The organism is Nitrosomonas sp. Nm58 (assembly GCF_900107335.1).
Classification (GTDB): Bacteria; Pseudomonadota; Gammaproteobacteria; order Burkholderiales; family Nitrosomonadaceae; genus Nitrosomonas.
In genome coordinates this window covers 1-23,782 of sequence record NZ_FNPQ01000008.1, presented here as the reverse complement: position 1 = coordinate 23,782, position 23,782 = coordinate 1, and the positions used below count along the sequence as shown (strand labels likewise).

33 protein-coding genes, 1 tRNA gene, 1 other RNA gene and 2 pseudogenes are annotated in these 23,782 nt (G+C 43.9%); 25 read left to right on the top strand and 12 right to left on the bottom strand.

Translation table 11 applies throughout. The features are described from left to right. Position 1: 1 nt before the first annotated feature. From BLW34_RS04910 to BLW34_RS04890, 5 genes are all read right to left on the bottom strand, one after another. Complete coding sequence (locus BLW34_RS04910; RefSeq protein ID WP_090540896.1) at positions 2–190, bottom strand: hypothetical protein; 189 nt, start codon at positions 188–190, stop codon at positions 2–4. Then, on the bottom strand, positions 187–375 hold the full coding sequence (locus tag BLW34_RS04905; protein WP_143037865.1) for a DUF1737 domain-containing protein: 189 nt from the start codon (positions 373–375) through the stop codon (positions 187–189). Before BLW34_RS04905 ends, BLW34_RS04910 begins: the two co-directional genes overlap by 4 nt. Positions 376–421: 46 nt before the next feature. Beyond that, on the bottom strand, positions 422–1,060 hold the full coding sequence (locus tag BLW34_RS04900) for a hypothetical protein (protein WP_090576382.1): 639 nt from the start codon (positions 1,058–1,060) through the stop codon (positions 422–424). Then, positions 1,047–2,156, bottom strand: coding sequence for a DUF1376 domain-containing protein (locus BLW34_RS04895; RefSeq protein ID WP_090576379.1), 1,110 nt, complete (start codon positions 2,154–2,156; stop codon positions 1,047–1,049). Before BLW34_RS04895 ends, BLW34_RS04900 begins: the two co-directional genes overlap by 14 nt. Positions 2,157–2,362: 206 nt before the next feature. After that, the gene (locus BLW34_RS04890) at positions 2,363–2,827 is read right to left on the bottom strand and encodes a helix-turn-helix domain-containing protein (protein WP_090576376.1); all 465 of its coding nucleotides are present in this window, start codon (positions 2,825–2,827) and stop codon (positions 2,363–2,365) included. Positions 2,828–2,933: 106 nt separating this feature from the next. On the opposite strand from BLW34_RS04890, the gene BLW34_RS04885 reads away from it, so the two are divergent. The 4 genes from BLW34_RS04885 to BLW34_RS04870 all read left to right on the top strand — a co-directional run bounded on the left by BLW34_RS04885 (position 2,934) and on the right by BLW34_RS04870 (position 6,670). Then, the gene (locus BLW34_RS04885; protein ID WP_090576373.1) at positions 2,934–3,689 is read left to right on the top strand and encodes a LexA family transcriptional regulator; all 756 of its coding nucleotides are present in this window, start codon (positions 2,934–2,936) and stop codon (positions 3,687–3,689) included. Then, positions 3,690–4,175 (top strand): thermonuclease family protein, encoded by a 486-nt coding sequence (locus BLW34_RS04880; protein WP_177165960.1) that lies wholly within the window; start codon positions 3,690–3,692, stop codon positions 4,173–4,175. A gap of 288 nt (positions 4,176–4,463) precedes the next feature. Continuing rightward, the gene (locus tag BLW34_RS04875; RefSeq protein WP_090576370.1) at positions 4,464–5,627 is read left to right on the top strand and encodes a hypothetical protein; all 1,164 of its coding nucleotides are present in this window, start codon (positions 4,464–4,466) and stop codon (positions 5,625–5,627) included. Positions 5,628–5,719: 92 nt separating this feature from the next. Then, on the top strand, positions 5,720–6,670 hold the full coding sequence (locus BLW34_RS04870; RefSeq protein ID WP_090576367.1) for a hypothetical protein: 951 nt from the start codon (positions 5,720–5,722) through the stop codon (positions 6,668–6,670). Between the two features lie 859 nt (positions 6,671–7,529). On the opposite strand, the gene BLW34_RS04865 is transcribed toward BLW34_RS04870, so the two are convergent. The 3 genes from BLW34_RS04865 to BLW34_RS04855 form a co-directional block, all read right to left on the bottom strand. Further along, positions 7,530–7,829 carry a hypothetical protein gene (locus BLW34_RS04865; RefSeq protein ID WP_090540871.1) on the bottom strand — a complete coding sequence of 100 codons (300 nt, stop codon included), beginning with the start codon at positions 7,827–7,829 and terminating at the stop codon, positions 7,530–7,532. Between the two features lie 190 nt (positions 7,830–8,019). Then, on the bottom strand, positions 8,020–8,298 hold the full coding sequence (locus BLW34_RS04860; protein ID WP_090576364.1) for a helix-turn-helix domain-containing protein: 279 nt from the start codon (positions 8,296–8,298) through the stop codon (positions 8,020–8,022). Beyond that, complete coding sequence (locus BLW34_RS04855; RefSeq protein WP_090576362.1) at positions 8,295–8,624, bottom strand: type II toxin-antitoxin system RelE/ParE family toxin; 330 nt, start codon at positions 8,622–8,624, stop codon at positions 8,295–8,297. The genes BLW34_RS04860 and BLW34_RS04855 overlap by 4 nt, the downstream gene beginning before the upstream one ends. A gap of 216 nt (positions 8,625–8,840) precedes the next feature. On the opposite strand from BLW34_RS04855, the gene BLW34_RS04850 reads away from it, so the two are divergent. The 15 genes from BLW34_RS04850 to BLW34_RS04780 all read left to right on the top strand — a co-directional run bounded on the left by BLW34_RS04850 (position 8,841) and on the right by BLW34_RS04780 (position 18,687). Then, the gene (locus BLW34_RS04850) at positions 8,841–9,107 is read left to right on the top strand and encodes a hypothetical protein (protein WP_090576359.1); all 267 of its coding nucleotides are present in this window, start codon (positions 8,841–8,843) and stop codon (positions 9,105–9,107) included. A gap of 8 nt (positions 9,108–9,115) precedes the next feature. Then, the gene (locus BLW34_RS04845) at positions 9,116–9,382 is read left to right on the top strand and encodes a helix-turn-helix domain-containing protein (protein WP_090576356.1); all 267 of its coding nucleotides are present in this window, start codon (positions 9,116–9,118) and stop codon (positions 9,380–9,382) included. Further along, the gene (locus BLW34_RS16055; RefSeq protein ID WP_177165959.1) at positions 9,379–9,552 is read left to right on the top strand and encodes a hypothetical protein; all 174 of its coding nucleotides are present in this window, start codon (positions 9,379–9,381) and stop codon (positions 9,550–9,552) included. Before BLW34_RS04845 ends, BLW34_RS16055 begins: the two co-directional genes overlap by 4 nt. Positions 9,553–9,574: 22 nt before the next feature. Next, complete coding sequence (locus tag BLW34_RS04840; protein WP_090576353.1) at positions 9,575–10,009, top strand: hypothetical protein; 435 nt, start codon at positions 9,575–9,577, stop codon at positions 10,007–10,009. A gap of 18 nt (positions 10,010–10,027) precedes the next feature. Next, positions 10,028–10,207 (top strand): hypothetical protein, encoded by a 180-nt coding sequence (locus BLW34_RS04835; protein WP_090576350.1) that lies wholly within the window; start codon positions 10,028–10,030, stop codon positions 10,205–10,207. 15 nt (positions 10,208–10,222) lie between these two features. Further along, positions 10,223–10,456, top strand: coding sequence for a hypothetical protein (locus BLW34_RS04830; protein WP_090576347.1), 234 nt, complete (start codon positions 10,223–10,225; stop codon positions 10,454–10,456). A gap of 114 nt (positions 10,457–10,570) precedes the next feature. Further along, positions 10,571–11,404 (top strand): RecB family exonuclease, encoded by an 834-nt coding sequence (locus BLW34_RS04825; RefSeq protein ID WP_090576344.1) that lies wholly within the window; start codon positions 10,571–10,573, stop codon positions 11,402–11,404. Positions 11,405–11,406: 2 nt separating this feature from the next. Then, positions 11,407–11,781 carry a helix-turn-helix domain-containing protein gene (locus tag BLW34_RS04820; protein WP_090576341.1) on the top strand — a complete coding sequence of 125 codons (375 nt, stop codon included), beginning with the start codon at positions 11,407–11,409 and terminating at the stop codon, positions 11,779–11,781. 68 nt (positions 11,782–11,849) lie between these two features. Then, positions 11,850–12,851 (top strand): hypothetical protein, encoded by a 1,002-nt coding sequence (locus BLW34_RS04815; RefSeq protein WP_090576339.1) that lies wholly within the window; start codon positions 11,850–11,852, stop codon positions 12,849–12,851. A gap of 187 nt (positions 12,852–13,038) precedes the next feature. Further along, positions 13,039–13,371 carry a hypothetical protein gene (locus tag BLW34_RS04805; RefSeq protein WP_090576333.1) on the top strand — a complete coding sequence of 111 codons (333 nt, stop codon included), beginning with the start codon at positions 13,039–13,041 and terminating at the stop codon, positions 13,369–13,371. After that, a complete protein-coding gene (locus BLW34_RS04800; protein ID WP_090576330.1) occupies positions 13,368–15,122 on the top strand; it encodes an AAA family ATPase in 1,755 nt (584 codons plus the stop codon). The genes BLW34_RS04805 and BLW34_RS04800 overlap by 4 nt, the downstream gene beginning before the upstream one ends. After that, positions 15,123–15,779, top strand: coding sequence for a hypothetical protein (locus tag BLW34_RS04795; protein WP_090576327.1), 657 nt, complete (start codon positions 15,123–15,125; stop codon positions 15,777–15,779). It begins immediately after the preceding gene. Further along, the gene (gene rdgC / locus BLW34_RS04790) at positions 15,779–16,684 is read left to right on the top strand and encodes a recombination-associated protein RdgC (RefSeq protein ID WP_090576324.1); all 906 of its coding nucleotides are present in this window, start codon (positions 15,779–15,781) and stop codon (positions 16,682–16,684) included. The genes BLW34_RS04795 and rdgC overlap by 1 nt, the downstream gene beginning before the upstream one ends. Then, positions 16,681–17,301 (top strand): ASCH domain-containing protein, encoded by a 621-nt coding sequence (locus BLW34_RS04785; RefSeq protein ID WP_218138774.1) that lies wholly within the window; start codon positions 16,681–16,683, stop codon positions 17,299–17,301. The genes rdgC and BLW34_RS04785 overlap by 4 nt, the downstream gene beginning before the upstream one ends. A gap of 204 nt (positions 17,302–17,505) precedes the next feature. Beyond that, complete coding sequence (locus BLW34_RS04780) at positions 17,506–18,687, top strand: site-specific integrase (RefSeq protein WP_090576319.1); 1,182 nt, start codon at positions 17,506–17,508, stop codon at positions 18,685–18,687. A 101-nt stretch (positions 18,688–18,788) separates the two neighbouring features. Here the strand turns inward: BLW34_RS04780 and BLW34_RS04775 are convergent. Both BLW34_RS04775 and BLW34_RS16780 read right to left on the bottom strand, forming a co-directional pair. After that, positions 18,789–18,881, bottom strand: a tRNA-Ser gene (locus BLW34_RS04775). A gap of 121 nt (positions 18,882–19,002) precedes the next feature. Then, a pseudogene (locus BLW34_RS16780) lies at positions 19,003–19,152 on the bottom strand (transposase); the annotation flags it as partial. Between BLW34_RS16780 and BLW34_RS04765 the strand changes: the two are divergent. From BLW34_RS04765 to BLW34_RS16775, 3 genes and pseudogenes are all read left to right on the top strand, one after another. Next, entirely contained in the window at positions 19,137–19,565 is a 429-nt protein-coding gene (locus BLW34_RS04765) for a transposase (protein WP_090576317.1), read from the top strand. The pseudogene BLW34_RS16780 and the gene BLW34_RS04765 sit on opposite strands and share 16 nt — an antisense overlap. 290 nt (positions 19,566–19,855) lie before the next feature. Next, a non-coding RNA gene (gene ssrS / locus BLW34_RS04760) (6S RNA) lies at positions 19,856–20,034 on the top strand. A 286-nt stretch (positions 20,035–20,320) separates the two neighbouring features. Continuing rightward, positions 20,321–20,560, top strand: a pseudogene (locus BLW34_RS16775) (IS3 family transposase); the annotation flags it as partial. A gap of 254 nt (positions 20,561–20,814) precedes the next feature. Here BLW34_RS16775 and BLW34_RS04750 read toward each other — a convergent pair. Continuing rightward, a complete protein-coding gene (locus tag BLW34_RS04750) occupies positions 20,815–21,075 on the bottom strand; it encodes a hypothetical protein (RefSeq protein WP_090576311.1) in 261 nt (86 codons plus the stop codon). A gap of 3 nt (positions 21,076–21,078) precedes the next feature. Between BLW34_RS04750 and BLW34_RS16050 the strand changes: the two genes are divergently transcribed. After that, the gene (locus tag BLW34_RS16050) at positions 21,079–21,426 is read left to right on the top strand and encodes a hypothetical protein (protein WP_090576309.1); all 348 of its coding nucleotides are present in this window, start codon (positions 21,079–21,081) and stop codon (positions 21,424–21,426) included. Between the two features lie 85 nt (positions 21,427–21,511). Here BLW34_RS16050 and BLW34_RS04740 read toward each other — a convergent pair whose 3' ends face one another. Next, positions 21,512–21,871, bottom strand: coding sequence for a YajD family HNH nuclease (locus tag BLW34_RS04740; protein WP_177165957.1), 360 nt, complete (start codon positions 21,869–21,871; stop codon positions 21,512–21,514). Between the two features lie 290 nt (positions 21,872–22,161). On the opposite strand from BLW34_RS04740, the gene dinB reads away from it, so the two are divergent. Both dinB and BLW34_RS16045 read left to right on the top strand, forming a co-directional pair. Further along, complete coding sequence (gene dinB, locus BLW34_RS04735; RefSeq protein WP_090576306.1) at positions 22,162–23,349, top strand: DNA polymerase IV; 1,188 nt, start codon at positions 22,162–22,164, stop codon at positions 23,347–23,349. A gap of 205 nt (positions 23,350–23,554) precedes the next feature. Continuing rightward, complete coding sequence (locus BLW34_RS16045) at positions 23,555–23,719, top strand: hypothetical protein (protein ID WP_177165956.1); 165 nt, start codon at positions 23,555–23,557, stop codon at positions 23,717–23,719. Positions 23,720–23,782 lie beyond the last annotated feature (63 nt).

Genomic DNA, 23,782 nt, shown 5'->3' with positions numbered 1-23,782 from the left:
TCTAATCCTTGAAAAACAGCTTAACCACACGGTATGGCGCGTTAGTATCCGCATTCATAGGCGCTGCATCATTGTAGATATCCGCGACTTTCTGCAGGTCTTTCTCATTCAATCCAGACATTGATGTGTCATGTAGCGGATGGTTATTTCTATCGACGATTGCGCAACTGTAAAAATGCTCCCCGCTCATTTCCTACTTCCCTCCCTCTTGACCATTGCCTGGCACCATTGCCTGCCAGAAATATGATTACCACCATCTGCAAATGGCGACCCAAGCGGCTCCCAGCCTAGCGTGATGCATTGGCAAACGCGATCAATCAGATCGGGCATCTCGGATTCTTTTAAAATCGTGTAATCGCTAACAGGGCCAATCATTTTCTTTTTCCTCTTCCCTTCGTTTATTTGCTTTTTCTGTCGCTTATCAAGCAAACTCTTTCTCGGTTAATTTGGGAGATTGATCAATTGCTTTAATCTTAATGAGACGATCAGTTGATCTAATAATCGCAAGAAGATTTTCTTTAGCATCCGATCCATCGATATGAGGCAGTAGGCCAAGAGCATGATTAGCAGCTAAGCGTCCTTTCATCACAGCATCCATCAGAACTGACTCGCGGCCTCTTTTGTCATGCCCTAGCGATGGAGTCCATCTAACAGGTATCTTTTGCTCACGCGACTCATCACATAACCTTTTGTATGACTCAATAAAAGCCATACGGGCTTGAATCGTACTCCCGTCACAAATCAACGAATTGGCTATGCCAAACGCCTGCGCCATTTCATCAGTCCAAACAATAGATGCGCTTTCGTCTCTTGGGACCATAGCCCAAGCCTCTTCCGGCCCAGGTCTTCCATCATCAATTCTGCTGATAACGGCTTGAACCGTAAGCCTTCCGCTCAGGCTACGTCTGCATTTCGTCAAAGCAGCCAGTACCTGATTAATCGGGTATTCAGACAAGTCCATAGCCATGACCCTGGCTGCATCAATCGATAACTCTGTTCCGGTCAATTCAGCCGTTACAGCGATGGCTTTGACCAATTCTTCCATCTCAGATTTTCCCATTCCTTACTTCCTCAATTAGTTGATTAAAAACGTTGCTGGTAGTCTGTTTACGGTCTATCTGCTTTGCTTGCGTTTCGGTTACGCTGCGATTGGTTGCCCATTCGGTTCTGAGCTTCTCAGCATCAGCCAGCATTACCCCGACAGCATGCATTTTTTTGACGTAATACTGCGAGTTATGAAAGACAAAGAACCTTGCTACATGCGGCGATTCGTCCCTTCCGATGCGTTTCACAAAATGCGCTAGCTGACCGCTGACCGTAGCATTTCGCACCGGTGTTGCGCCGTAGCGTTGTTCGTAGGCTACGGCGTACGCATCCCAGGTTTCGCTTGTGAGTGTTTCAGGAGTACCGTGGTTTTTCGGCTTTTTCGGAGCTTCTTTACCCACGATCAGCATGGGCTGAGGATTTTGCTTTGCAACGACCGTTAATCCGCCAGGTGGTTTTCCGGTTTCAGCTGGCAGATTCTGGGTGTTAACACTTGATTTTTCTATGTTTTGTGGCTGATTTCTGGCGTCAGTCTCAGGTTTTTTACCGCTGTTTTCGAGCGGATTTTCGGTGATCTTTTGCGATTTCTTGCGATTTTCTGCTGAACCCCTTGCGACCGGACTGGAGAACGGAGGGTCGATAGACCCGGAGTCCGACAGGACGGCAGAGCCCCCCTCAGGGGGGTTGGGGGGTGGTGTAAAGGTTTTTAATGGTTCTTGGTTATTGGTTATTGGTTTTTGGTTAGGGTTTAATTCGCTTTCATTTGGGTTAGCGCAATTAACCGACTGGGTTTTCTTCGGCCTGCCGCCTTTCTTTCCGTTGTTTGCGTTTTTTTCACACTTGGCCGCATACTCAATAATTTCCTGCTCTATTCGTTTGTGTCTCCAACCAAATTCGGTGTTTATAAAGAAGTCGGAAAGTACATTCTTTAAATTAGGTTCATGTTCGGTTCCCAAGCATAACCGGCGCAATACCATCTGGGTTTCTTTGGGTATTGGTGATTCATCGAGGTAATACCAATCAATAAGCGTTCGGTATATGTAGTGCTCTATAGGGGACAAGTGGGAAGTATCCTTTCTATAGTCAGCTATATTGAATTGGTAGTAATGCATTTCTACTGCCCTTCCCTACCTGTACCAAAGTACAGGTGTACTCCTGTACGATTCCCCACCCACATAAACTCCTGCATGATTAAAAAAATCTCCCGTGGCGACCTGCTGGATGGGGTACCGCAGATAAGGGAGTAGCGCCACGAGGTAAGAGGACCCAAGGAAATCAATAATCAGGAGGCATCGCATAATCGTAATTACGGTCATTTTTATTCGCGACGATCACAAGAGCGTCTATCGCAGATACGTCGCTCACCAACACGGCGTCCAGCGCCATTGTCATTACGACGGTCACCATCGCGGCGATCACCTTTTCTCCGCTCTTCATTGCGGCGATCCGACTTGTCGATGATTAAAAGCTTCCCTGAATCCTCTACAGGAATCGAAGAAAGCTCTGTTTCTGGAATAGGGAATGTTGATGCTTGCGGTTTGGTTGTAGTAACCGTGCTTCTCAGGTATGCCCAATCGATGTCGGGGCGAAGTTCTTCGCATTTCACGGCGCCGTTGGTTAATTTCTCAATTTCAGGGCAGCGTTCTGCTGGGATTTGTTTTACAAGATGTATCCATTGATTGATTGTTGGAGGCTTCATATTAAGCAGCCTTGCCATTTTTGCCTGACAACCAACTATGTCGCAGGCTCTTTCAAATGCAATGTGTTTTCTTTCTGAATTCATTTTTGGGTCTTTTATATATTCCTTTTATTATATTAGCGCAGCGCTAATAACTTAGTCAAGCGTTACGCTAATTTATTTTCTATTAGCAAAATGCTATTTTTAGGTTATGGAAACTATTAATAAAATTCGAATAGCCAGACTTAATATCCTTATCGAGGAAGCTGGCGGATTAACGAGGTTTGCCGAGAAAATAGGCAAGCACCAATCACAAGTATCACAATGGGTAAATGAATCACCCGATTCAGCGACCGGCAAACCTCGTGCTATGAGCAGCAGATCGGCAAGAGATATAGAGGAAATATGTAGAAAACCACGCGGTTGGATGGATCAACCTATTGAACATATACATAAATCCTCCGCAATATATGACCAGGAACCAGTCATATCCTCAAAGAGGATATCCTTCGAGGAAGATACTAACGCCTCCGCCTTTTTCCACATTCTTGACGTAAAAGCTGCTTGTGGAGAAGGTCATTTTAATAATGATTACCACGAGATTGTACGATCGATAGAAATGGAACCAAATGAAGCACAACACCTGATTGGCAGCATGAATCGTAATAATAAGATTCAGATTGTCATTGCTAGTAAAGATAGCATGGCTCCTACCATCCAACCTGATGACTTGCTGTTTGTTGACATGTCGATCAAAGATTATGCCGGAGAGGCTATTTACATATTGCTTCACGGCGGCGAACTAATATGCAAAAGACTTTCAATTGTTGGAAAGACGCTCATGGTCAGCTCGGATAATAAGTTTTATCAGAGCTGGCCATGGGATGACCGCATGGAGGGCACACGGATTATCGGAAGAGTAATCCGGGCACTTCCCATGACGTTCAAGAAATTTGGATCGGTGTGAATGCAACCAAAAATAATCCTTTTTAATCTGATTCTGCTTGTATTATCGCTTCCGCTCTACGCTGCTCAAGAATACAGAGGCCGTGTCGTAGCCATATCTGATGGGGATACCCTAACGATTCTTGATTCGAATAAACGTCAAATCAAAGTGCGACTGGCTGAAATAGACACGCCGGAGTCAAAACAGCCATATGGTAGCAAGGCAAAGCAAGAGCTATCAGCACTCGCTTATAACAAAACCGCTATCGTCAAATCTCAGAGCACGGATCGATACAAGCGCGTTGTCGGTCGTGTCTATGTGGGTAATGTTGATGTAAACGCGGAGTTAGTCAGACGCGGTTCCGCATGGGTATATCGGCAATATGCTAAGGATAAGAGCCTTTATGCATTAGAAAATCAAGCAAGGAAAAATCGCGTTGGTCTATGGAGTCTGCCTGAATCTGAGAAAATCCCACCCTGGGAGTGGCGTAAATCCAGGAGAAAGTAAACAGTCCGCCATAAAGGAAGATATTTCTCGCTGATAACATTTAAATAATTCAGATCAAGCTACTGCCTTATCTTAAATCGATTCTGGAAATGAGTATCTTATATATTGATATTAGTTGATATGCACAAAGCAATTTATAACCATTATTTTGCTAGAACATATATTTTATATTCGGTGTTTTTCTATCCTTAACTAAGTTATGAGACATTTTTTGTCGTATACAATACGTTGTTGGGCGTCACAGGCAGATCGCACAGTGTCCTATGCCAATGCGATAGAAGGTAATTCATGAAGATTCTTGGCCTATCCGCTATTAATGCATTTCCGGATAGCAGCGTTTATCGAGAAATGAAGAGGATGGAAGAAGCACGACGCAGCTGGATTGAGAACCTCCAACCAATCAATACACTTTCAGAACAACTTCGATTACTCGCTGAGCCCGCATCAGTAGCGGCAAAGATGGCTGAAGAGTTCCAGCATGCGAACAGGCTACAACTCGACCACATTAGAACGATGCTTGATCCCATTGCCGACATTCGCAAGAGTCTGATGTTTGACTCTAGTTATCGGAAACTGATGGAAGAGATCGAACAATCATCGTTCCTGAGTGCCGAAGTGGAGAGGGCCGCTAGAGAGGCTAGCCACTTCAATCACGTCGCGGAAGCTATGCAGGAAAGTATGCAGTCTTCGTTCTCTCACGCGCAAGAGATGCTTTCAGCGACTTCCATTGCCGGGTCCCTTGCCCAGACAATGAACGCATATAAAGAGGCTGAACGAAGTTGGTCTGTGCCTGCCGAATTGGTTGACTCCATCGGTGCGCTGAAAGCAATGCAAGAGCAGCTGGGTCGGTTGACTCTGCCCGTCGTTGACTTCACCTCTGCGAGTACTCTCGCGAGGCTTCTTGGGCCAGAGGGCATGGAGGCTCAACTTGCCGCCCTCGGTATTGCCCCAGATGGCACCTTGAGCGAGAAGGCGTTAGCGCCAGTAGAGGCGGGGATTGGCCTCAGTCGAAGGAAGCTAGAGCTGATGACCTTGCTGAGTTTTATCCTCACATTCTTGATACCCATTTATCAAGAGCTGTCGTCTCGCGAGTGGCAAAAGCAAACTGACGAGAGGCTGGAGGCCCAAAGGTTGCTCCTTCAGACCCAAGCCAAGCAACTTGAGTCATTGTCACGCCTCGTGGAAAAGGCACTCGTCCAGGAAGCCAAGCGAGATGAACAGCGCTTCGTGGTTTTGGATCGCATCGCTACAGTCAGGCGTAGGCCAGAACATGGAGCCCCCGTAGAGGGGAAGCTATTCCCGCGCGAAGTTGTGAAGCCAATATCCGAGCGAGGAAAGTGGATTCAATTTGAGTATTTTCATTGGCTGTTACAGAGCCATCAGACGGGCTGGGCCTTGAAAAAATACTTCAAGAGAATTCCGGTTTCGCACAGTGATGGCGCGGGGGTATAGCAATGACGGCCAACCCTGGGGTGCAGGGGGACGCTGCGCGATAAAGCCGCGCCGCGCCCCTGACCTTGAACGTTAGACTTAATGAGGATCTGATGACTCTAGTTATTGTTGGGCACGAAAAGGTAAAAGATGGTTTTTCACAGGTTTGGGCGCACAAAGAAGAGTCGAAAATTTCTCTTCGTAGCGAAGGACTATTCGCAGTATCAGATAGCGTAATAACTGCAAATGGTACTCAGGGAGAAAAGCCAATTCTTAGTGGGTTGAGGAAGGTCCACCACGTCCCAATAAAACTATGGAAACCATACTTCGTAGGTGAATATTTTCGTGATTACTTTGAAGTGTATATAGAAACTGGCTGCTTTATAGCCTTTTCAGGAAGTACTCTTACCGCCACCCACGCATTAAACACGATCATCGAACATCTGGCGAAACTTCAAATCTCTTATAAATCATGCAGTGAAAGTTCCTCTCCTGGTGAGTACATTGTTCAGCGTCACTGTGAACACAACGAGCTCAGGGATTCTCCGAGAGTGGTTTTGTGGGGTGAGGATATGTTTCTCCCAAGACATTTTGAAGGTCTTTTATCATTTGAATTCATAGCAAGTATTATCGAGCACTCAATCAACGTGGCGCTAAAGTCTGCAAAGAAATATCGATTAAGTCGTGAAGATTTGGATCTAATGAGCACAGATTTTGCAGCTGGCATCTACTGTCCTCGGAGGAGGTCTCATCATATTTTCGTATATCGTATGAAAGAACGTCAGAACGAAGATGGGATTATCGAGATGTTTACCGAAGGTGAAGAAGTTTCAGAAGACCAAGTCGCCGTACTCGGAATGAGGAATCAATTCGAGGCAAGAGCACAGAATATTTACGAACAAGCCCTGGTTCAGGGTAATTCAACGGGCTCTGAGCTATTTAAGTTTCTCAACTCGGCCATTGATGAAGTAGCGAAATCTGGAAGCTTCGCTATAGATAGGCCGGCTCTACACAAAAAATTCGAGCATGGTAACTTGGAGAAGCTAAAAGTGATTTACCCATAGAAGCTTAACAATCACAGGCACAGAGACAAAATTTTCGCTGCGCTTCAATTTTGCCCGTGCTGCGGGCTTTAATTGCATAGATATCAAACTGAAATCTTAATAATCCAGTTACCAGTTTTATCCGTTGTGGTGAGCCATGAAGGACTAGAACAATTATTTATTCCTTTGATTACTGAATCACTACTCATAAGCTTTTCTAATCTGGTCTGCTCTCAATCTTTATAACGCATTTGCTGAACTACCTACCCCTGGAAAGGATTGTGTTGACTGCCTCCCTCCCCTAAAGAGCATCAAACTTGCCACGCAAATTAGAATAAATGCATGGGACTAAACATCTAATATATCTCATCCATCATCATCCATCGCAACCTACCGATTTCTGCTAGCACATTCCACTATACCCAAGAGAGAAAACAAAAATCTAGTCGCGAAATTTGAATTAAATTCATTAACCGATTTTATAATATGCGTAAAACATAGTTTAGTTTTAGATTCTTACTTGAGGGTTCATATTTGGAATGCGGCGTAGAGCTTTTCCGTTTTGTTTCCATTACTTCTTTACTTACTCGTTCGCTTACTAGGCTCAAGACCTATTAACTTGACGATTCACAACAGATTTGAAGAAGGAAGGCATTACTATCTAATTGATTTTCTCAAAACAACGAATTCCGTTGTTCTGGAATTAATATACCTCCGAGAGGAATTACCGTCATTACGGAACGAGGCTATTCCATGTTGGTAAAATCTTTTCAAGACGATTTTGCATGGGAGGTTCAGCAAAACCCCACCAGATCGCAGCATTATCTAGCGGGGTTTCCCTTTTTCAACGAGGGAAAATCACGAAAATCTCTTCGACAATTTACTGATTTAATGTGACAACGAAATTACCATTAGCATGTTGTGGATTGGCAATGTAATAGTTATTTCCGTTTTTTAACACACCCGCCTGGATAGTAGAACCGTTAGTCACTGATTTCACCGGAGTTGGATCTGAACCAGTAACATCTTGCTTAATATCAAAAACGACGCCCTGTGCGCTGCTTATAGTAAATCCAGATTGGGGATCATTATTAGGTAGTAATTGAAAATTGTAGCTAGAACGATGATCTTGCCCTTGTAAAGGTGCAGACTCGGAAGCAACAGACGCAAAATTGGTCATAATTCATATCTCCTAAATATTAAAGTCAATTTCTCTTTAAAGAAATGCTTGGATAGATTAAGGTCCATACAATTAAAACCCCACCAGACTCGTGTAAATCTGATGGGGTTTCTCACTTTTCTTACTTAGTGTTCACGATAAAGCCGTGAAAGATTGTTATCGGCAGGCTATTCGTTTTCTTTAGCACATTCTAAGCAGCATCTTTAATGCTTATTTCCACTTCCAAACCAATGCTAGTGATCATATCCACCAGTGATTCCAGCGAAAACAAGTCAATCCTTCCACGCATCAAATCAGAAACACGCGGTTGAGTAACACCAAGCAGCTTTGCCGCTTTGACTTGTGTCAAGCCACTGTTTCTCAAGCGCTCCTGCAGCGCTATTAGCAATTTAGAGCGTATCTTCATGCTTGCTGCTTGATGCGGCGTATCCTCAATAGCATCCCACACGCTATTAAATTTATCGTTCATTTAAATCTCCTCATTAATTCCTTATACCTCGATTTTGCTAGATCAATATTCGTTTTGGCAGTCTTTTCAGTTTTCTTTTTGAAGCAATGGAGCACAAATACAGTCTCATCAAATTTAGCAATGTAAATTACCCTATAAACTCCATCTGCATCTCTCACACGAATCTCATTAACTCCTGAACCAATCGTTTTCATTGGCTTCCAGTCATCCGGATCAAATCCTTTTTGCACTCTATCTAGCTGAAAACCTGCTTCACGCCTTGCACTTATAGGAAACATACGTAATTCACTGAGAGAATCAGAAATGAATTCAATTTGTTTAATCATAGTATTATTATACAAGTTTTTGTATAGCTAGCAATCCTCACTTCTCACCCCCCCTCCCCCTCCCTTCACCCTCTCTAGTCTCATTTAATTCCCCTCCCAGAGAAACTCCATAAAAACATCAGGGGTATTTTAGCAAAATATATTAGCATTTCGCTATTGACATGTGTTTAGCGTTACGCTAAATTTAATCATCGACAACACACCAGCGAGACGGCCATGAGGGACGAGAAACAAAAACGAGAGCTGGAGCTGATCGGAGAACGGTTCAAGTTTGCGTATCCAGAAACTTACGCCCTGATCGAAAGGGAATTCAACTGTGACTCTGCTTATCTGGTAGCTACGCAATTGGAAGAATATTTCCCCGTGACTTTCCAGCAAATGAGAGAAGAGACCGAGGACGAATTTGAGGGATGGGTTGAGCAGTACGAAGCAAGTCTCGATCCGCCGATGGACGAATTTGATTATTTAAGACCGGAGATTTAGAGAGAAAGATGAGAACAAATATACAAATCACAGCTATAAAAAAGGCGTGCCAAATTGTGGGCGGTCAAGCACAAATGGCTCTCTTGCTTAAGGTGACAATTGCGACCATTAATCAATGGACAACTGGACACAGACCCATCCCAGCTGCTCATTGCCCAAATATAGAGAGACTGACTGATGGCAAGGTGGTGTGTGAGGAACTTCACCCAAACATCGACTGGGCTTACATCCGAGGAAGAGTCGTGCCCAAAAAAACAGGAACCCACTCATCATGAAAACAATGAGGATGAAACATTACAAGCAGCCAGTTAAGTGCAAGGTACAGGTAACCATGAAAGATGGACGATCATTTACCTATAACGGATTGTTCAAGTCTACTTCAGAGGCAGTCATGGATGCTCTTGAGAAATACGGAATAGTGAAAGTTGACGCGAGGGCTGCCTAGATTTACCAAAGGAAAAGAAGAGATGACACTTAATTTAAAAATATATACCGCACTGATGATAAGCATTCTCCCGATCTCGTATTTTATTGGCAAAGGGATTGACGAGCATCAGATAAAACAAGAACAGGAAAGAATTCATCTGAGCACTCCGATAGGCTTGGGCACGAGTCTCCCAGCATCATTTCTTGAGCTTTATAAGAACATGCCATGCGGAATAGAGAGCATTGTTGTGGAGATCCCACATGCATGTGGCGGCAAGGAATTCAACCGCCAGAGTGGTGATTATCGCCATAACTGCTATTGGCAAGTCGGGAACGACATGCACGTGGAAGATTGGTTTGGCGAACATCGCGTCATACCTATAAGCAAGCTGCACAACATATTTCCGGAAAAGGATCAAAAAGAGACAACAGGCGCACTGCTCTTTAAATGGGTAATCAGCGCCTTGCTTGGATAGTGATCGGGGAGATTTGATATGGAAAAGGTATGCAAGAACTGCATGTTCTCTGACAAAACGAGATTTTCCGTTAAGGGGCACACGCTGTGCAGACGGTTTCCGCCAGGCGGCGACACAAACACTTTCCCCATCATCCATGAGGATGATTGGTGCGGGGAGTTCAGGGTAGCAGATGTGGGTGACAAGGAAGCGGCTTAAAAGGGAGAGAGAGCTATGGAAAATAACGAAGAATCAAGGGTTCGTAAGCACGAAGAGAAGCTACGTACTTTCAGACTATCAGTGGTGATGATGCTGGCAATGCTTGCTCTGGCGGTGATGGGCAATATGGCAGATCGCCACAGCTTTGATGACGAGCCAATGATCCTGACGATTGATCTTAATGAGTGTGGAGCAAGCGAGCTTGATAGCCCTGATTTTGTGGAAGTGAAAGATGCGCAATTTTATTAATCGTGTGGTGTTTATCCGCAAATCAGGTCTGCCAACTTGGAAATCTCTGATTATCGCTATTGAGTTTACGTATCGGCTGATGTATGCAAGATGGGTTATCAGGAGGAGTGGGTTATGAGTGAGCCGTCACTCACGATTAGGGCAAGTGCATTCGGATCGTGGTTCGATTGTGCGTACAGAGCGGAGGGTATTTACCTTCTAGGCATGCGAAATGTGGTCGGCAGAAGAGCAGTCCTTGGCACCGCTATACACGCTGGAACAGCAGCTTTTGATAGCGCCAAGCTGAATGGATCGACGATATCAGCTGATGATGCGGCTGGAGTATTAATAGATACCCTGTACGACCCGGATAACGAGTTCGATCCTAACAAAGACAACTTAACAGGCAGAGAGGCAGAGCTAATAGGCTTAAAACTGATTAGTAAATACTGCCATGAGTGGGCTCCTAAATTTGATTATGTGGCGGTGGAAATGTCAGTCAATCCGCTCGATATCGACTGCGGCGATGGAACAGTAATCCGCTTGACCGGAACACTGGACAGAGCTCGTATTTATAAACGTGATGACAGTACTGGTATTACTGATCTGAAAACAGGATCAAGAGCGGTTATTGAAGATAAAAAAACCGGCATTCACAAGGCCAGTACCATTGGGCATGGAGCTCAAATTGGGACGTACGAATTGCTCTACTCTCATACTACAGGGCAAGAAATAAACGCTGATGCTGAAATTCTTGGTTTATCAACTAGCAGCACTGCAAGGATTGCTACCGGAACCATTAAAAACGCGAAAAGAATAATTGTTGGGGATGAAAATAACCCGGGTCTTTTAGAGTACGCAGCAAAATTATTCAAAGCAGGTCTTTTCCCACCGAATCCGAGATCTTTGTTATGTAACGAGAAATATTGCCCCAGGTGGAATACCTGCTCATTTAGGGAGGGAGCTTAATTATGCCTGCTTTAAACACAAATTATTCCTACGAAAAAATGGAAGAGCTTTATAAAAAAGGAATGACACAGGAACAGATAGCAAAAGAAATTGGATGCGGAAAGTCAACTGTTTATTACAGGATGAAGAAGCATTCCATGGTCACCAGGGATAGGAGCGCAAAAGAGTATAGAAAATTCGATTATGACAAAGCCTGTAAGCTTTATTTAGAAGGTAAATCAACAAGATTTATTGGGAATATGTTTGGTGTCTCCAAAACACACATTAGAGGAATTCTTATTAGAAATGGAATAAAACTTAGGGAATCAATGTTCGGCTCAGCGGGGGCAAACAGCCCGAAATATAAAGGCGGGTTGAATATAAATAAGAGGGTTTAAATGCGGCAGAAAGCCAGCCTAGATTAATGCATTCACCACAGTATTTAAATTTTTAAAAGGAAAAAATCATGCAACAAACAACGCAACTAACAGCATTGAAAAATAACCAACTGGTGAGTACGCCTGATGTAAAGGTTGATTTCTTCTCCAAAAGCGGTTTTGAGCTGGCATGCAGAATATCAAGAGCATTTGCCACTTCCAATGCGGTACCAGAACCATTTCGACAATTCAATGAGAAAAAAGACAAACAAGGAAACATTACTTTAGTCGAGAATCCATCTGCAATCGGCAATTGCCTCGTTGCAATGGAAGTAGCTAATTCTGTAGGACTATCTGTAATAAGCGTCATGCAGAATGCTGACGTGATCCAAGGTCAATTGCGCTGGTCGGCAAAATACCAGATTGCCGCAGTTAATGCGTCCAGACGGTTCACCCCGCTCAAGTTCAAGCGTAGAAACCTCGGCTACATCAAGGCAAAGTATAAAGAGAAAACGGATTGGAATAATCAGCTAAGGAAGTTCAACTATGTTGAGCATGAAGTTGAAATTGAAAATTTGGAATGCATTGCCTGGGCATATGAAGTTGATGAAAACATGCGGCCAACGAAAGAGATTGTTCAGTCCATCCCAGTAACGATGCAGATGGCGGTGGAGGAAGGCTGGTATGCCAAGGATGGCTCAAAATGGCAAGGAGACATGCGTTTACAGATGCTTCAGTATCGCGCAGCTTCCTTTTTTGCCTCCATTTATGCGCCGGATGTAATTATGGGCATGGGCAGGAGCAGCGAAGAGGCGCGTGACATTATTGACGTAACGCCTCAATCGGACGGCTCTTATTCAGCCAATGTCAATCTACAAGACCTGAAATCGACACCTGATGTTGGGGATATTCCATCAACACGCGAATCTGTTGATCCGGAAACAGGCGAGATATCCCAGGCAAGTCAAAACACCGAGCAAGCAGTCTCTGATGGATTAAGAGACGAAACGCCAGGCGAGTCTGGCGGAACAGTATTAGAGCAGCCAACACAGCAGCAGACAAGACAACGTAAAAAAGTGGATTTGGGGTGATGAGTGTGAAGCACGAGCTAAAACGAACATACGGAGGTAGTGGGCCAATGTCGTGGATTCAACCATCTTGCTCATGCGGATGGGTCGGTAACAAGCATCACGCATACGAAGACTATCAGCACCACATGGTTAAACGACAGGAAATTAAACATCAGTTGCAACAACGTAAAATGGATTTGGGGTGACTATGAAAATTGAGGCATACAAGAAATTGAAGTCCGAATTAAATGAAATTGAAGAATTTTTATCCGTCGTCGGACAAGATCAAGAATTTGGGAAGGCTAGATTAGTAATAAGTACCCTATCAGCCGATCTGGTCACATACCAACAGCATGCAAGCAAATATTCCGGTTCAGTAAGAGAATTGAATGCATATTTACGTGAGGCAACGCAGCATCATATTGAAAGTGTGATTGCGACTGCAAGGGAATTAATGCGGCGAGACTTGATCGATGCAGCAAAAGATGCTCAAGAAGAGTGCGTGGAGCTACTGCAAAAGATAGGACAGGATAAAAAATGAAACTCAACAAGATATCAATAAAAAATATCCTCGCAGTTAAAAGCGCAGAGATTGAAACAGAAAAGCCGATTATTTTTGTTGCTGGCAATAACGCATCGGGCAAAACCTGTATTGCAGATGCTGTGTCTATGGCGTTAACCGGCGGTCTTTGTCGCGTCAAACTCAAACAAGAAGCTCCTTGGCTCATTAATGGCAACGAGGATGGCATGGCAGAAGTCACGATCGGAGATAGCTATTTTTACCATCGGATTCTGAAAAACGGAACGGTCAAGGGGCAAGGCATTGATCCTGCGCCCGCCCTCCCCTACGTGCTCACTGCATCCAGATTTGCAGCATCCAAATCGGATGAGATACGCAAACTTGTTCTTAACATCTCGGGCACAAAGATAACAAGCGAAAAGGTCAAAGAGCGCATGCTTGCCAAGGGTATTGATGGGCAAATGGCTGATCATGTCATTCCGCTCCTACGCGCAGGATTTCCAGACGCGCAAGCTGAGGCTCAAACAAAAGCCAGAGATGAAAAGGTTTTGTGGAAAGGCGTCACTGGAGAGGCTTACGGTGATAAAAAGGCCCCTGAATGGAAAGCCAAAGCAGAGGGAGACCTCACTCAAATGCAAAATGCAGTGATGGAAAAAGAGCAATTACTTGCAACCATTAATGTTGAATATGATCAGGTTACTCAACAATATGGAGCTATGGACGCTGAGAAAAGCAAGTCTGATGCCAGAGCATCAGAGATTGCAACTCTGCAAGAAGAAGCAGCAAAAATACCAAGGATCCAGAAAAAATTAGAATTCGATTTGCAGCAAGCCAAAGACACAGAGGCGTTAATTGAAAACACTAGGCGGCTGGCCAGTAACATAACTTCCGATGATACGGTGTGTCACTGTCCATCATGTGGGACCGAGGTTATATTCTTAGGCAGAGATAAAAAACTAATAGAACATGGCGATATGAGTGGTGATGAGGATGCAGCCGCCAACCTGACAACATTTGAAAATAGTCTAAACATCATTCTCAACTCGATTGAAAACGATAAGCGAGATCTGGCTAATTCAGAAAAAGCAAAAGCACAGCTTGATGCTATCAATTCAACTACATCACAAATTGACGATGCAGCGTTTCTTGCGATCACCGCCAAGCGCGATGAATTGAAGTCTCAAAAAAAATCTCTTGAGGATGAAATAAAAAGTCTGTCTGAACAAGTGAAAGCTTTAATGGAGGCAGACCAAAAAACGGCAAAAGCACTTGAGCATCACACTCAAGTAATGAAGTGGCTAAAAGTGGCTGATGCTCTCGCGCCAGATGGTATCCCAGGAGAATTTTTAAAAGAAGCAATTGCGCCATTCCTAAAGAGATTGGAATTTACTGCAGATATCACCGGATGGCCTCCAGTAACGCTTGATAGTGATATGAACGTCATGGTTGAAGGCAGGCCGTATTGCCTGAGCTCAAAGTCATTCCAGTGGCGCGCAGATGTTCTTCTGGCGGAGGCTGTCAGTCATGTGTCCGGTCTGAAGCTGTTCATCATCGACGGAATGGATATTCTGGAAAGTTCATCACGAGGAAGCGTATTCATTTTTCTCGAAGAGCTTGCGATCAGGAATGAAATTGATACCTGCATTATCAATGGAACTCTACAAAAGCAACACGCTGAGAATGTTGCGAAATCATTTAACAATACCCAGGTGCACTGGATGCAAGATGGGGTACTTGAGCGTGTTGAAGCACAAGAGGAGGCGGTAGCTTAAATGTCAAACAAAGATCACGCATGCACAGAGGAAAGATTCCTGAATGATGTTAAAGATCATTCAATGGAAATAATTAGAGATGATGGGGTTCATCGGCATATCAAATTCTCAAGAAATGGAAGTTCTGTTTATCGGCTTGATCTTATTACATGGCCTGGAAGACTGTGTATTGACGGTGACTTCGGGACGTATGTTTTTAGTAGAGTTTCAGATATGTTCGATTTTTTAAGAACAAGACCTGAGAGACCGGAAGGTAAAAAAGGCTTATTTATAAACCCATCATACTGGGGTGAAAAGTTACTGAGCATAGGAACAAATGCAGGCTATAAAGAATTTAACATAGAGCTATTCGAGAACGCAGTTCGACATCATTTCGATAACTACATCGCTCACGAACTAGAGGAAGGCGATGACGACTTTGAGGCGGAAATCTGGGAGAAGATAGAAGATCAAGTCCTATCCCGTTCACGGGATGGTGAGCATGCCGCTTGTGATGCTATCAATTCATTTAACTATAAAGGTATAGAGTTCATAGATTTTTTTGATGGTGTTGATTGTAAATCTTACACATTCGATTACACCTGGTGCTTGTACGCAATTGTTTATGGCATCAGCAAATATGACGAAGCAAAAGCGACAAACAAGGAGTCATCATAATGCTCGCAAAAAACGCAACCATTTTTACATTTAGCGGATTAACACCAGAAAAACTCAATGCTGCTATTAGTATGCGGACATTCATTCCTTGCACTCAGGCTGATTTTTCTAGCGTTGGCTTTGTTCCACCAATCGAGGGCAAAGATGAACTGGAGCGCAATATTGGAAATATTGCGGCCATCATGCTCAGGGTTGATCAAAAGATAATACCTGCCAGCTTGGTGAAAGAAGAAACCAAATTACGTGCCAAAAAATTTGAAGAAATACAGGGCTGTCCTGTTGGCCGCAAACAAGAAAGAGAGATTAAAGATGCGGTAATTATTGAATTACTGGCCAAGGCATTTGTTAAAACCGAGTATGTTCGGGCTTGGGTAGATTTTAATACCAATCTGTTAGTCGTTAACACATCCAACCAGTCTAAAGCTGACTGGTTGATTAGCGCATTGTTAAAACATGCGGATTGGGATGTTGAAATCATTAAATGGAGAACTAACCAAAACCCATCAGCAAACTTTACAAACTGGCTGGGTAACGATGATTGCCCACATGGTTTTACCATTGATGATCGTGCAGTTCTAACCAATCCAGATGGCGGGAAAGTAAGAATTACTAAAGAAAATATCTGTGAAGATGAGTTTCGAGATCTTCTTCGCGCAAGAAATTGCATCGAACTGGCTTTAACACACAACGACAAGCTTTCTTTTGTCCTGACTGGAAAGCTGGTATTAAAAAATATCAATCACATAGGTATAGAAGAACGTGACCCAGACCACATGGATATGCTGAAGGAAGAAAGGATTGATGCTGAAATCATCCTTAATGCCAACGCAGTGCGCGATGCTTTCTCGGGCATAAATTCTGTATTGGGTGGCGCAGTAAAGCTTGAAGAATCTGAGACTGCGTGATGGTTAAAGAACGCCCAATATTAATGTCTGCGCCAATGGTAAAAGCTTTGCTAGATGGAAGGAAGACACAAACAAGGCGGATCATCAAGCCGCAGCCAGAAGTTAATGAGCACGGCAATCTATCTGGCGAGTGGCTAAATAAGCCTCTTGATGGATTACTACTGCCAAAGCTGCAAGACATTGTGATTCATTGCCCGTTCGGAAAAATTGGGGATGTACTTTGGGTGAGGGAAACTTGGCGCACATCTGAAGCATTGGATGGTGTACCGCCAAGATGTCTGGTTTTAGGCGCTGGAATACATTACGAAGCAGATGAAAGCAGCAACCTAATCTCCGGTAAAAAAATGATCAACCCTGGAAAATTAAGGCCGTCAATTTTTATGCCGCGATCAGCGTCAAGAATCACCCTGGAGATCACAAATATCAGAGCAGAGAGGCTCAATGACATCAGTGAAGAGGATGCGATTTCTGAGGGTGCTGATCCATCCGGAGTTGGCAGAAATCTTGAGCATATACAATATAGAGCTGGCTATCAATACCTGTGGGAATCAATAAACGGGAAAGGATCGTGGAATGAAGATCCATACGTTTGGAAGATTGAGTTTAGGAGGGCTTGATGGAACAGAAAACATCTGAAGAAAGCGTATGGCTAGGTGAATTATGATTGCAAACTACGTAACAATTGATAAATTCTGCCAAGTAACAGGCTATACACCGGACGCAATCAGATCAAAAATTTCGCGTGGTGACTGGATCAGGGGGCGGGAGTACACTAAAGCGCCTGACGGAAGAATTCTAATCAACGTTGAGGGGTATCATTCATGGGTGGAGGCAAGTATCCGGGAGTCAGAGAGTCAAGCGATTCGTCGATTGAGATCGACTTCTACTACAAAGGAAAGCGCTGCAAGGAGCGTATCAGACTCAAGCCCACGCCCACTAACTTAAAGAAGGCGGCCCAGCATAGAGCGGCAATACTAAGCGCGATTGATGCGGGCACATTTGATTATTCATATACGTTTCCAAATTCAAAGAATGCGCTTAAGTTCGCGCCATCTCAATACACTGTCAAATCATATTTAATAGAATGGCTTGCTAATAAAAAGCCGACCATCAAAGCCAGTACATACAACGACTACAGAAAGATAATTGAGAATCTGGTAATACCTCAATTTGGATCGAAATTATTAACATGCTTGAGCCGAAATGATGTGAGAACGTGGGCGGCCAATCTCAATTGCTCTAATAAGCGCATATCTAATATTCTAAGTCCGCTACGTGCATCACTACAGGACGCGCTTCACGATGATCTGATTCAATTGAATCCTTTGCTTGGCTGGACATATCAGCGCAATGAAGCGCCCGCCACAAAAGATTATGTGGACCCGTTTACCCAGGAAGAGCAGCAAGCAATCATTAAGGCCGCAGTCGGGCAAATCAAAAATCAATGCATTGTGTTCTTTTGGACTGGTATGCGTACATCAGAATTGATTGCGTTGGAGTGGTCAGACATCGATTTCAATAGAAAGAAGATCAATATCAGCAAGGCAAAAACTCAATTCTCTGACGCTGATGAGACAACCAAAACAAAAACAGGGACGCGCGAAATAGATATGCTGCCACCTGTTGAGCAAGCGTTGATTAATCAAAAGCAGCACACTTTATTGCAAGGCGGCAAAATATTTCTTAACCCGATTAAAGGCGTGCAATGGACCGGTGATCAGCAAATCAGGAAATCGCTTTGGATTCCATTATTGAAACGAGCAAATGTTCGCTATAGAAACCCTTACCAAACTAGGCACACATTCGCTTCAATGATGCTATCAGCAGGAGAAAATTTGGCTTGGGTATCTAAGCAGATGGGGCACTCGAGCGTGTTAATTACTGCACGCACTTACGCTCGCTGGATACCTTCAAATACGCAGCAAGGCGGCAAGGCGCTTGATATGTTTGGGGAGTATTTATTCAATCCTCAGAATCACAAAGTAATTGATCGTAACCCTTAAATGTTGACCAAAATGTTGACCACGCTATGCAAAAACATGACCAAATATGATCAAAAACAGTCAACCGTTTATCTGTAAGTATTTAATTTTTAATGGTTCTATGGCGGAGAAGGCGGGATTCGAACCCGCGGTACGGCGATAAACCATACACACGCTTTCCAGGCGTGCACCTTAAGCCACTCGGTCACTTCTCCTTTTTGCTCCTGCTAAATGATTTTTCAGCCAAGAAATAATAGGGTGGAAAGGATAAACTAGTTCATGCTTTGGAGCAACTTTTGCGCTGATTCTTTCTAAGAAGCTGTTTGGAAGCATAGTCACTACAACCGTCAACAATAACCCCAGTGTGTCCACCAGAATGTGACGTTTATGGCCATTAACCTTCTTGCCAGTATCAAAACCATGTTGCCCAGGAACCGCAGTACATTTGACGCTTTGACTATCCAGACAGCCTGCTGTCGGGTGTTTGTGGCGCCCACATTTTTTTCGCAGCCGGGAAAACAACAAATTATAGCAAAATTAGCTACATCAACGCGCAATCGACTATCCAATTGTTTCAGCAGATCGAGGCACACCATCCAATAGCAGCACATATTTACATTATTTGTGACAATGCGCGTTATTATCGATCCCAACTGGTCAATGATTATCTCAATGATTCAAAAATAAAACTCATATTTTTGCTGCCATATGCACCTAACCTAAACTTGATTGAGCGTTATTGGAAGTTTTTCAAGAAGAAAATTTTCTATGGTCGCTACTATGAAATTTTTTCATTTTTCAAAAGCACTTGCGAAGCTTTTTTCACAACATTGGATCATTACAAAGCAGAATTACGTACTTTATTAACTGATAATTTCCAAATCATCGGTAGCACCTGAGTGCCGAAATTTCATGTGCGATGAGTATATCTCAAAAATTGAAAAGAGCACGACGCTGGATTAGAACTGGATCATGGTCACCATACGATCCCCAACGCTAATTAAAAATTGAGGCTCAACAAATTGCGAATGTATCTAATTAAAAGTTTTGACATGAATGAGTTTAAGCGTAAAATTAAAACCTTGGAAGGCAAGTTGAACGAGATATTGCTAGAGCGAAAAAATTAATAGAATTGATTATTAAGTAAATTGGCTTTTTGAGTGTTATAACTCAAAAAAGCGAGTAAAAATTTTCCCTGCAGTGTTTGTTAAGGCTCATATTCTTTGAACCAATTCCTAGTATCTGGTTGTAAACCAAAGTGATGCTGTTGTGCGCTTCTTAAAAAAGAAGTACCTGATGCATACGGTTAGCAACCACCTTGAACCTTAAGGTTCAAGATGACAGTCTGACGGCATTTGCGGGGAAGCTATTTTGTATGTATGAAGTTGCATTAGTTTCAACGGTTTGGTTTGTTGAGAAAGCCGGGTTTTATGCTGCGATATGCTTCATGTAGAAAGAATTTTGGTATGCATCTAAAGTAATTTAGATAATTTTGTATTTTCAATATTTCTTCTCTTTTTCTCAAGAGTCGAGTTAAATTACCTCCGGCAAAGCCGGAGGCTTATTTCTGTTAGCCCCTCAAAGGAGCAAGAATTGGCGCCACCTAAAGGTGGCATCACATACCAACAGGGTGACCGTATCACACGGTCAAACTTTTGTTGACTGGTATAACAACTGTCATCGCCATAGCGGCATAAAATATGTGACGTCGGCACAGCGTCATCATGGTGATGATGTGACTATTCTTGAACAGCGAAAACGCCTCTATGAGAATGCAAAAAAGAAACATCCGGAACGTTGGCCGGGAAAAACCAGAAACTGGTTGCACGAGTCAATAGTCAGGCTTAATCCCGGTAATGCGCAACCAGAAACTACGATGAAAAAAGTAGCTTAAATGATGTACTCAGGTGAAAAGTACGTTGACACCTACCGTCCTCCATCATCTCTATCGGAATGCCGCGCTGGTTCGGGTTTGTCGTTGTACTCACTCTTTCAAACGGGATGTCCGTTACCACGGATTCACCAATGTCGCCGACGTGACCCATGACCACGCTAAAAAAGCGGGCGGATTAGCACCAGTGATGTGTCGGTCTTCTCTAACACAATCGTTCATTCCGCTTATTTTTATCTGCTACCGGCCAGTTGCAACTAGTGCCCAGGTGGTTTTTCGACCACCTTGGTTTGGTATCGCCAACGTGGCGAAGTCTCTGAAATTTCTGTGACATATGGCGCAATACGGCGCACCGTTCCAGCAAAGGATTGACCAGGCAGTGCGAATGGTATAAAAGAATTGAAAATTGGCTTTGGTATGGAACGCATGCCTTGCGGGCGATCTTGAGCACCAGCCGTACGGGCGTGACGCACTACTTTTCCTGGCAGATGAAACAGTCGCCAGCGTACTGTTGCCACCCGATGGTGCTGCTAATTGCCATCCAAGGCAGAACGCTTGAACAGAACGAACAGGTTATGAGCGATTACGCCGATACAAAAAAGGCGGCATTTGCCTCGAACCGCCGCCGAGTTGTTCCGAAACATCCGTACCAAAAGCTACCAATTGGCACAATCTCTCACTCCCTAGCCGACCAGCGCTTTCCTTTCTTGGTTCTGCTCCCCCACGGCAGGAACAAACATGTTCTTGGAAAACCAAAATGTGCTAATAATACCGAAAATAGCGGTATCATGCGCGTGACTGCCATCAAATTTACTGATTCTTCTTTGTTTCTCCCCCCCGCGAGCGTATCCCAGCGTACTAAAGGATGAGATTAAGAAACTAATCGCGGATTTTGGTGGAATAACTCCGGTGCTCACCAAGGCATATTAAACTGAGTGTCCCAACAATCACAATTCAGGTTTTATTTTTAAATCTTTCTTTGAGATCAGCAAAAGGATTAAAGGTAGCACTCGCCATGGCATTATCACGATCGGTCCGCCCTGCCGAATCCCTCACTTTGGCGTGCTCATTCTCATGACAATAAGTGCACAATAATTCCCAATTACTACCGTCAGCGGGGTTGTCGTCATGATTATGATTCTTATGATGCACTTCTAGCAGTTGAACAGTTTTATGGTCGAAAGCGCGTGCACAACGACCACAAATCCATGGAAAGAGCTTAAGTGCCTGCTCTCGATAACCTTTCGCACGTTTTTCCGCATTCAGGCGTGCTTGCAGTACTACTTTATCAAGTTTGCTGGTATCCTTCGTCATTAGCATTTCACTCAAAAAAGATCCGAAAAAAAGCATTCTATCGTATCAAGATATATTTCTATACTCATCGCACTTCAAAATTCGGCAACTATATCTTCTCCCGCTGGGAGAAGGCCGGATGAGGGATTATAAAAACCGAATTTTGAAGTGCGACGAGTACAGTTCCCCAAACAACCTCTCTACGTTGATTCAGAATTTACACTCAATCATGGGTTGACGTAAGATGCAATTCATTTTCAAATACTGATCGTCAAATTGACAATAACTCAGAATTAAATAGCTTGTAAGCAATGAACATCTTATCACGTCGTATCGCCCATCTTGATATGGACGCTTTCTATGCATCGGTCGAACTTCTCCGTTACCCGCAATTACGTGGTTTGCCAGTCGTGATTGGTGGGAAATCTGATCATAAACCGACGATACAGGCAGATGGAAGTCTCCACTTTTCACGACTGCGTGAATATATCGGTCGTGGTGTGATTACAACAGCTACCTATGAAGCGCGGGCGATTGGCATCTTCTCTGCTATGGGCATGATGAAGGCAGCGCAGCTTGCTCCCGATGCCATTCTGCTGCCGGTTGATTTTGATGCGTACCGTCATTATTCGCGGCTGTTCAAGGCGGCCGTGGCAAGCATTGCTTCACAGATCGAAGACTCTGGCATAGATGAAATTTATATTGATCTAAGTGGCCTGCCCGACGATAGCCTGACGCTTGCAAAACGGATCAAGCAAGCGGTATTCGACGCCACTGGCCTCACCTGCTCCATTGGTATTACACCAAACAAACTGCTGTCGAAGATTTGCTCAAGTCTTGAGAAACCCGATGGCATCACCATTCTTGACATGTTCGAGATTCCAAATCGAATTTGGCCATTACCAGTGCGTAAAATCAATGGAATTGGCCCTAAAACAGAAAAGAAACTTGCATCGCTTGGTATTTCGACGATTGCTGAGCTGGCACAGGCCGAGTTGGGCTTCCTTCAGACTCACTTTGGTCGCAGCTACTCAACCTGGTTATACGAAGCTTCTCATGGAATTGATGACCGCCCTGTCATCACTAGCTCCGAGCCCAAATCGATTAGTCGGGAGACCACCTTTGAGCGCAATCTTCATCCACGTCATGATCGCGCCGTTTTATCAGAAATACTCACTGTCCTGTGCATACGCATCGCAGAGGATCTCCAGCGCAAAGGCTACCTCGGGCGCACCATTGGCATCAAGCTGCGCTTCGAGGATTTCCATACTGTCACACGAGATATCACCTTGACTACATTCACTGCTGATCACTCATCCATACGCCATGCTGCGAGAGAATGTTTGCGGCGTGTGCCACTGGAAAAGAAACTGCGATTACTCGGAATACGCGTCACCAAGTTAACCACCATACATTCCCCGCAAGGGACTAATATTTTATCTCAAGGAGAATTGCCACTTGTGTTCCAGGAACAACAGTCAGCAGAATCAATGGGATAATTCATCCACGCCAATTGAAGTTATTTTCATCACACACTCACTTGCCAGTAATTATTTTCAAGAAAGCTGACAGAAAGAATATGGGGGGCCATGATGGTTCCTATTTTATTTCAAATCACTATACTCGGAACACTAGTATCACAACACATAAACAACAAAACATCATTATACTGACGCACATCCACCCTGCCACGAGGAGTTGATCATGCGCCAAACCGAATTGCATCTCACCGACGAGGATCGCCAATTGATTGAATCGTACCGTGCGAAAGGATTGCACTCGGCGCGGGAGGTTAATCGTAATGGAATGGACGCCCACTACCCTAAATGGCAACGAGGTGCCAAAGTAGTGTTGTTTAAAACCCTGTAACTAGAGAGGAGCGTCCGACATGAAAATTACGACAATTGGAATTGATCTGGCAAAGGAAGTGTT

What these genes read in the sequence shown, in the direction of transcription:
- BLW34_RS04910 (WP_090540896.1), bottom strand. Translation starts at nt 190, where the DNA reads ATGAGCGGGGAGCATTTTTACAGTTGCGCAATCGTCGATAGAAATAAC.
- BLW34_RS04905 (WP_143037865.1), bottom strand. Translation starts at nt 375, where the DNA reads ATGATTGGCCCTGTTAGCGATTACACGATTTTAAAAGAATCCGAGATG.
- BLW34_RS04900 (WP_090576382.1), bottom strand. Translation starts at nt 1,060, where the DNA reads ATGGGAAAATCTGAGATGGAAGAATTGGTCAAAGCCATCGCTGTAACG.
- BLW34_RS04895 (WP_090576379.1), bottom strand. Translation starts at nt 2,156, where the DNA reads ATGCATTACTACCAATTCAATATAGCTGACTATAGAAAGGATACTTCC.
- BLW34_RS04890 (WP_090576376.1), bottom strand. Translation starts at nt 2,827, where the DNA reads ATGAATTCAGAAAGAAAACACATTGCATTTGAAAGAGCCTGCGACATA.
- BLW34_RS04885 (WP_090576373.1), top strand. Translation starts at nt 2,934, where the DNA reads ATGGAAACTATTAATAAAATTCGAATAGCCAGACTTAATATCCTTATC.
- BLW34_RS04880 (WP_177165960.1), top strand. Translation starts at nt 3,690, where the DNA reads ATGCAACCAAAAATAATCCTTTTTAATCTGATTCTGCTTGTATTATCG.
- BLW34_RS04875 (WP_090576370.1), top strand. Translation starts at nt 4,464, where the DNA reads ATGAAGATTCTTGGCCTATCCGCTATTAATGCATTTCCGGATAGCAGC.
- BLW34_RS04870 (WP_090576367.1), top strand. Translation starts at nt 5,720, where the DNA reads ATGACTCTAGTTATTGTTGGGCACGAAAAGGTAAAAGATGGTTTTTCA.
- BLW34_RS04865 (WP_090540871.1), bottom strand. Translation starts at nt 7,829, where the DNA reads ATGACCAATTTTGCGTCTGTTGCTTCCGAGTCTGCACCTTTACAAGGG.
- BLW34_RS04860 (WP_090576364.1), bottom strand. Translation starts at nt 8,298, where the DNA reads ATGAACGATAAATTTAATAGCGTGTGGGATGCTATTGAGGATACGCCG.
- BLW34_RS04855 (WP_090576362.1), bottom strand. Translation starts at nt 8,624, where the DNA reads ATGATTAAACAAATTGAATTCATTTCTGATTCTCTCAGTGAATTACGT.
- BLW34_RS04850 (WP_090576359.1), top strand. Translation starts at nt 8,841, where the DNA reads ATGAGGGACGAGAAACAAAAACGAGAGCTGGAGCTGATCGGAGAACGG.
- BLW34_RS04845 (WP_090576356.1), top strand. Translation starts at nt 9,116, where the DNA reads ATGAGAACAAATATACAAATCACAGCTATAAAAAAGGCGTGCCAAATT.
- BLW34_RS16055 (WP_177165959.1), top strand. Translation starts at nt 9,379, where the DNA reads ATGAAAACAATGAGGATGAAACATTACAAGCAGCCAGTTAAGTGCAAG.
- BLW34_RS04840 (WP_090576353.1), top strand. Translation starts at nt 9,575, where the DNA reads ATGACACTTAATTTAAAAATATATACCGCACTGATGATAAGCATTCTC.
- BLW34_RS04835 (WP_090576350.1), top strand. Translation starts at nt 10,028, where the DNA reads ATGGAAAAGGTATGCAAGAACTGCATGTTCTCTGACAAAACGAGATTT.
- BLW34_RS04830 (WP_090576347.1), top strand. Translation starts at nt 10,223, where the DNA reads ATGGAAAATAACGAAGAATCAAGGGTTCGTAAGCACGAAGAGAAGCTA.
- BLW34_RS04825 (WP_090576344.1), top strand. Translation starts at nt 10,571, where the DNA reads ATGAGTGAGCCGTCACTCACGATTAGGGCAAGTGCATTCGGATCGTGG.
- BLW34_RS04820 (WP_090576341.1), top strand. Translation starts at nt 11,407, where the DNA reads ATGCCTGCTTTAAACACAAATTATTCCTACGAAAAAATGGAAGAGCTT.
- BLW34_RS04815 (WP_090576339.1), top strand. Translation starts at nt 11,850, where the DNA reads ATGCAACAAACAACGCAACTAACAGCATTGAAAAATAACCAACTGGTG.
- BLW34_RS04805 (WP_090576333.1), top strand. Translation starts at nt 13,039, where the DNA reads ATGAAAATTGAGGCATACAAGAAATTGAAGTCCGAATTAAATGAAATT.
- BLW34_RS04800 (WP_090576330.1), top strand. Translation starts at nt 13,368, where the DNA reads ATGAAACTCAACAAGATATCAATAAAAAATATCCTCGCAGTTAAAAGC.
- BLW34_RS04795 (WP_090576327.1), top strand. Translation starts at nt 15,123, where the DNA reads ATGTCAAACAAAGATCACGCATGCACAGAGGAAAGATTCCTGAATGAT.
- rdgC (WP_090576324.1), top strand. Translation starts at nt 15,779, where the DNA reads ATGCTCGCAAAAAACGCAACCATTTTTACATTTAGCGGATTAACACCA.
- BLW34_RS04780 (WP_090576319.1), top strand. Translation starts at nt 17,506, where the DNA reads ATGGGTGGAGGCAAGTATCCGGGAGTCAGAGAGTCAAGCGATTCGTCG.
- BLW34_RS16050 (WP_090576309.1), top strand. Translation starts at nt 21,079, where the DNA reads ATGGTGCTGCTAATTGCCATCCAAGGCAGAACGCTTGAACAGAACGAA.
- BLW34_RS04740 (WP_177165957.1), bottom strand. Translation starts at nt 21,871, where the DNA reads ATGACGAAGGATACCAGCAAACTTGATAAAGTAGTACTGCAAGCACGC.
- dinB (WP_090576306.1), top strand. Translation starts at nt 22,162, where the DNA reads ATGAACATCTTATCACGTCGTATCGCCCATCTTGATATGGACGCTTTC.
- BLW34_RS16045 (WP_177165956.1), top strand. Translation starts at nt 23,555, where the DNA reads ATGCGCCAAACCGAATTGCATCTCACCGACGAGGATCGCCAATTGATT.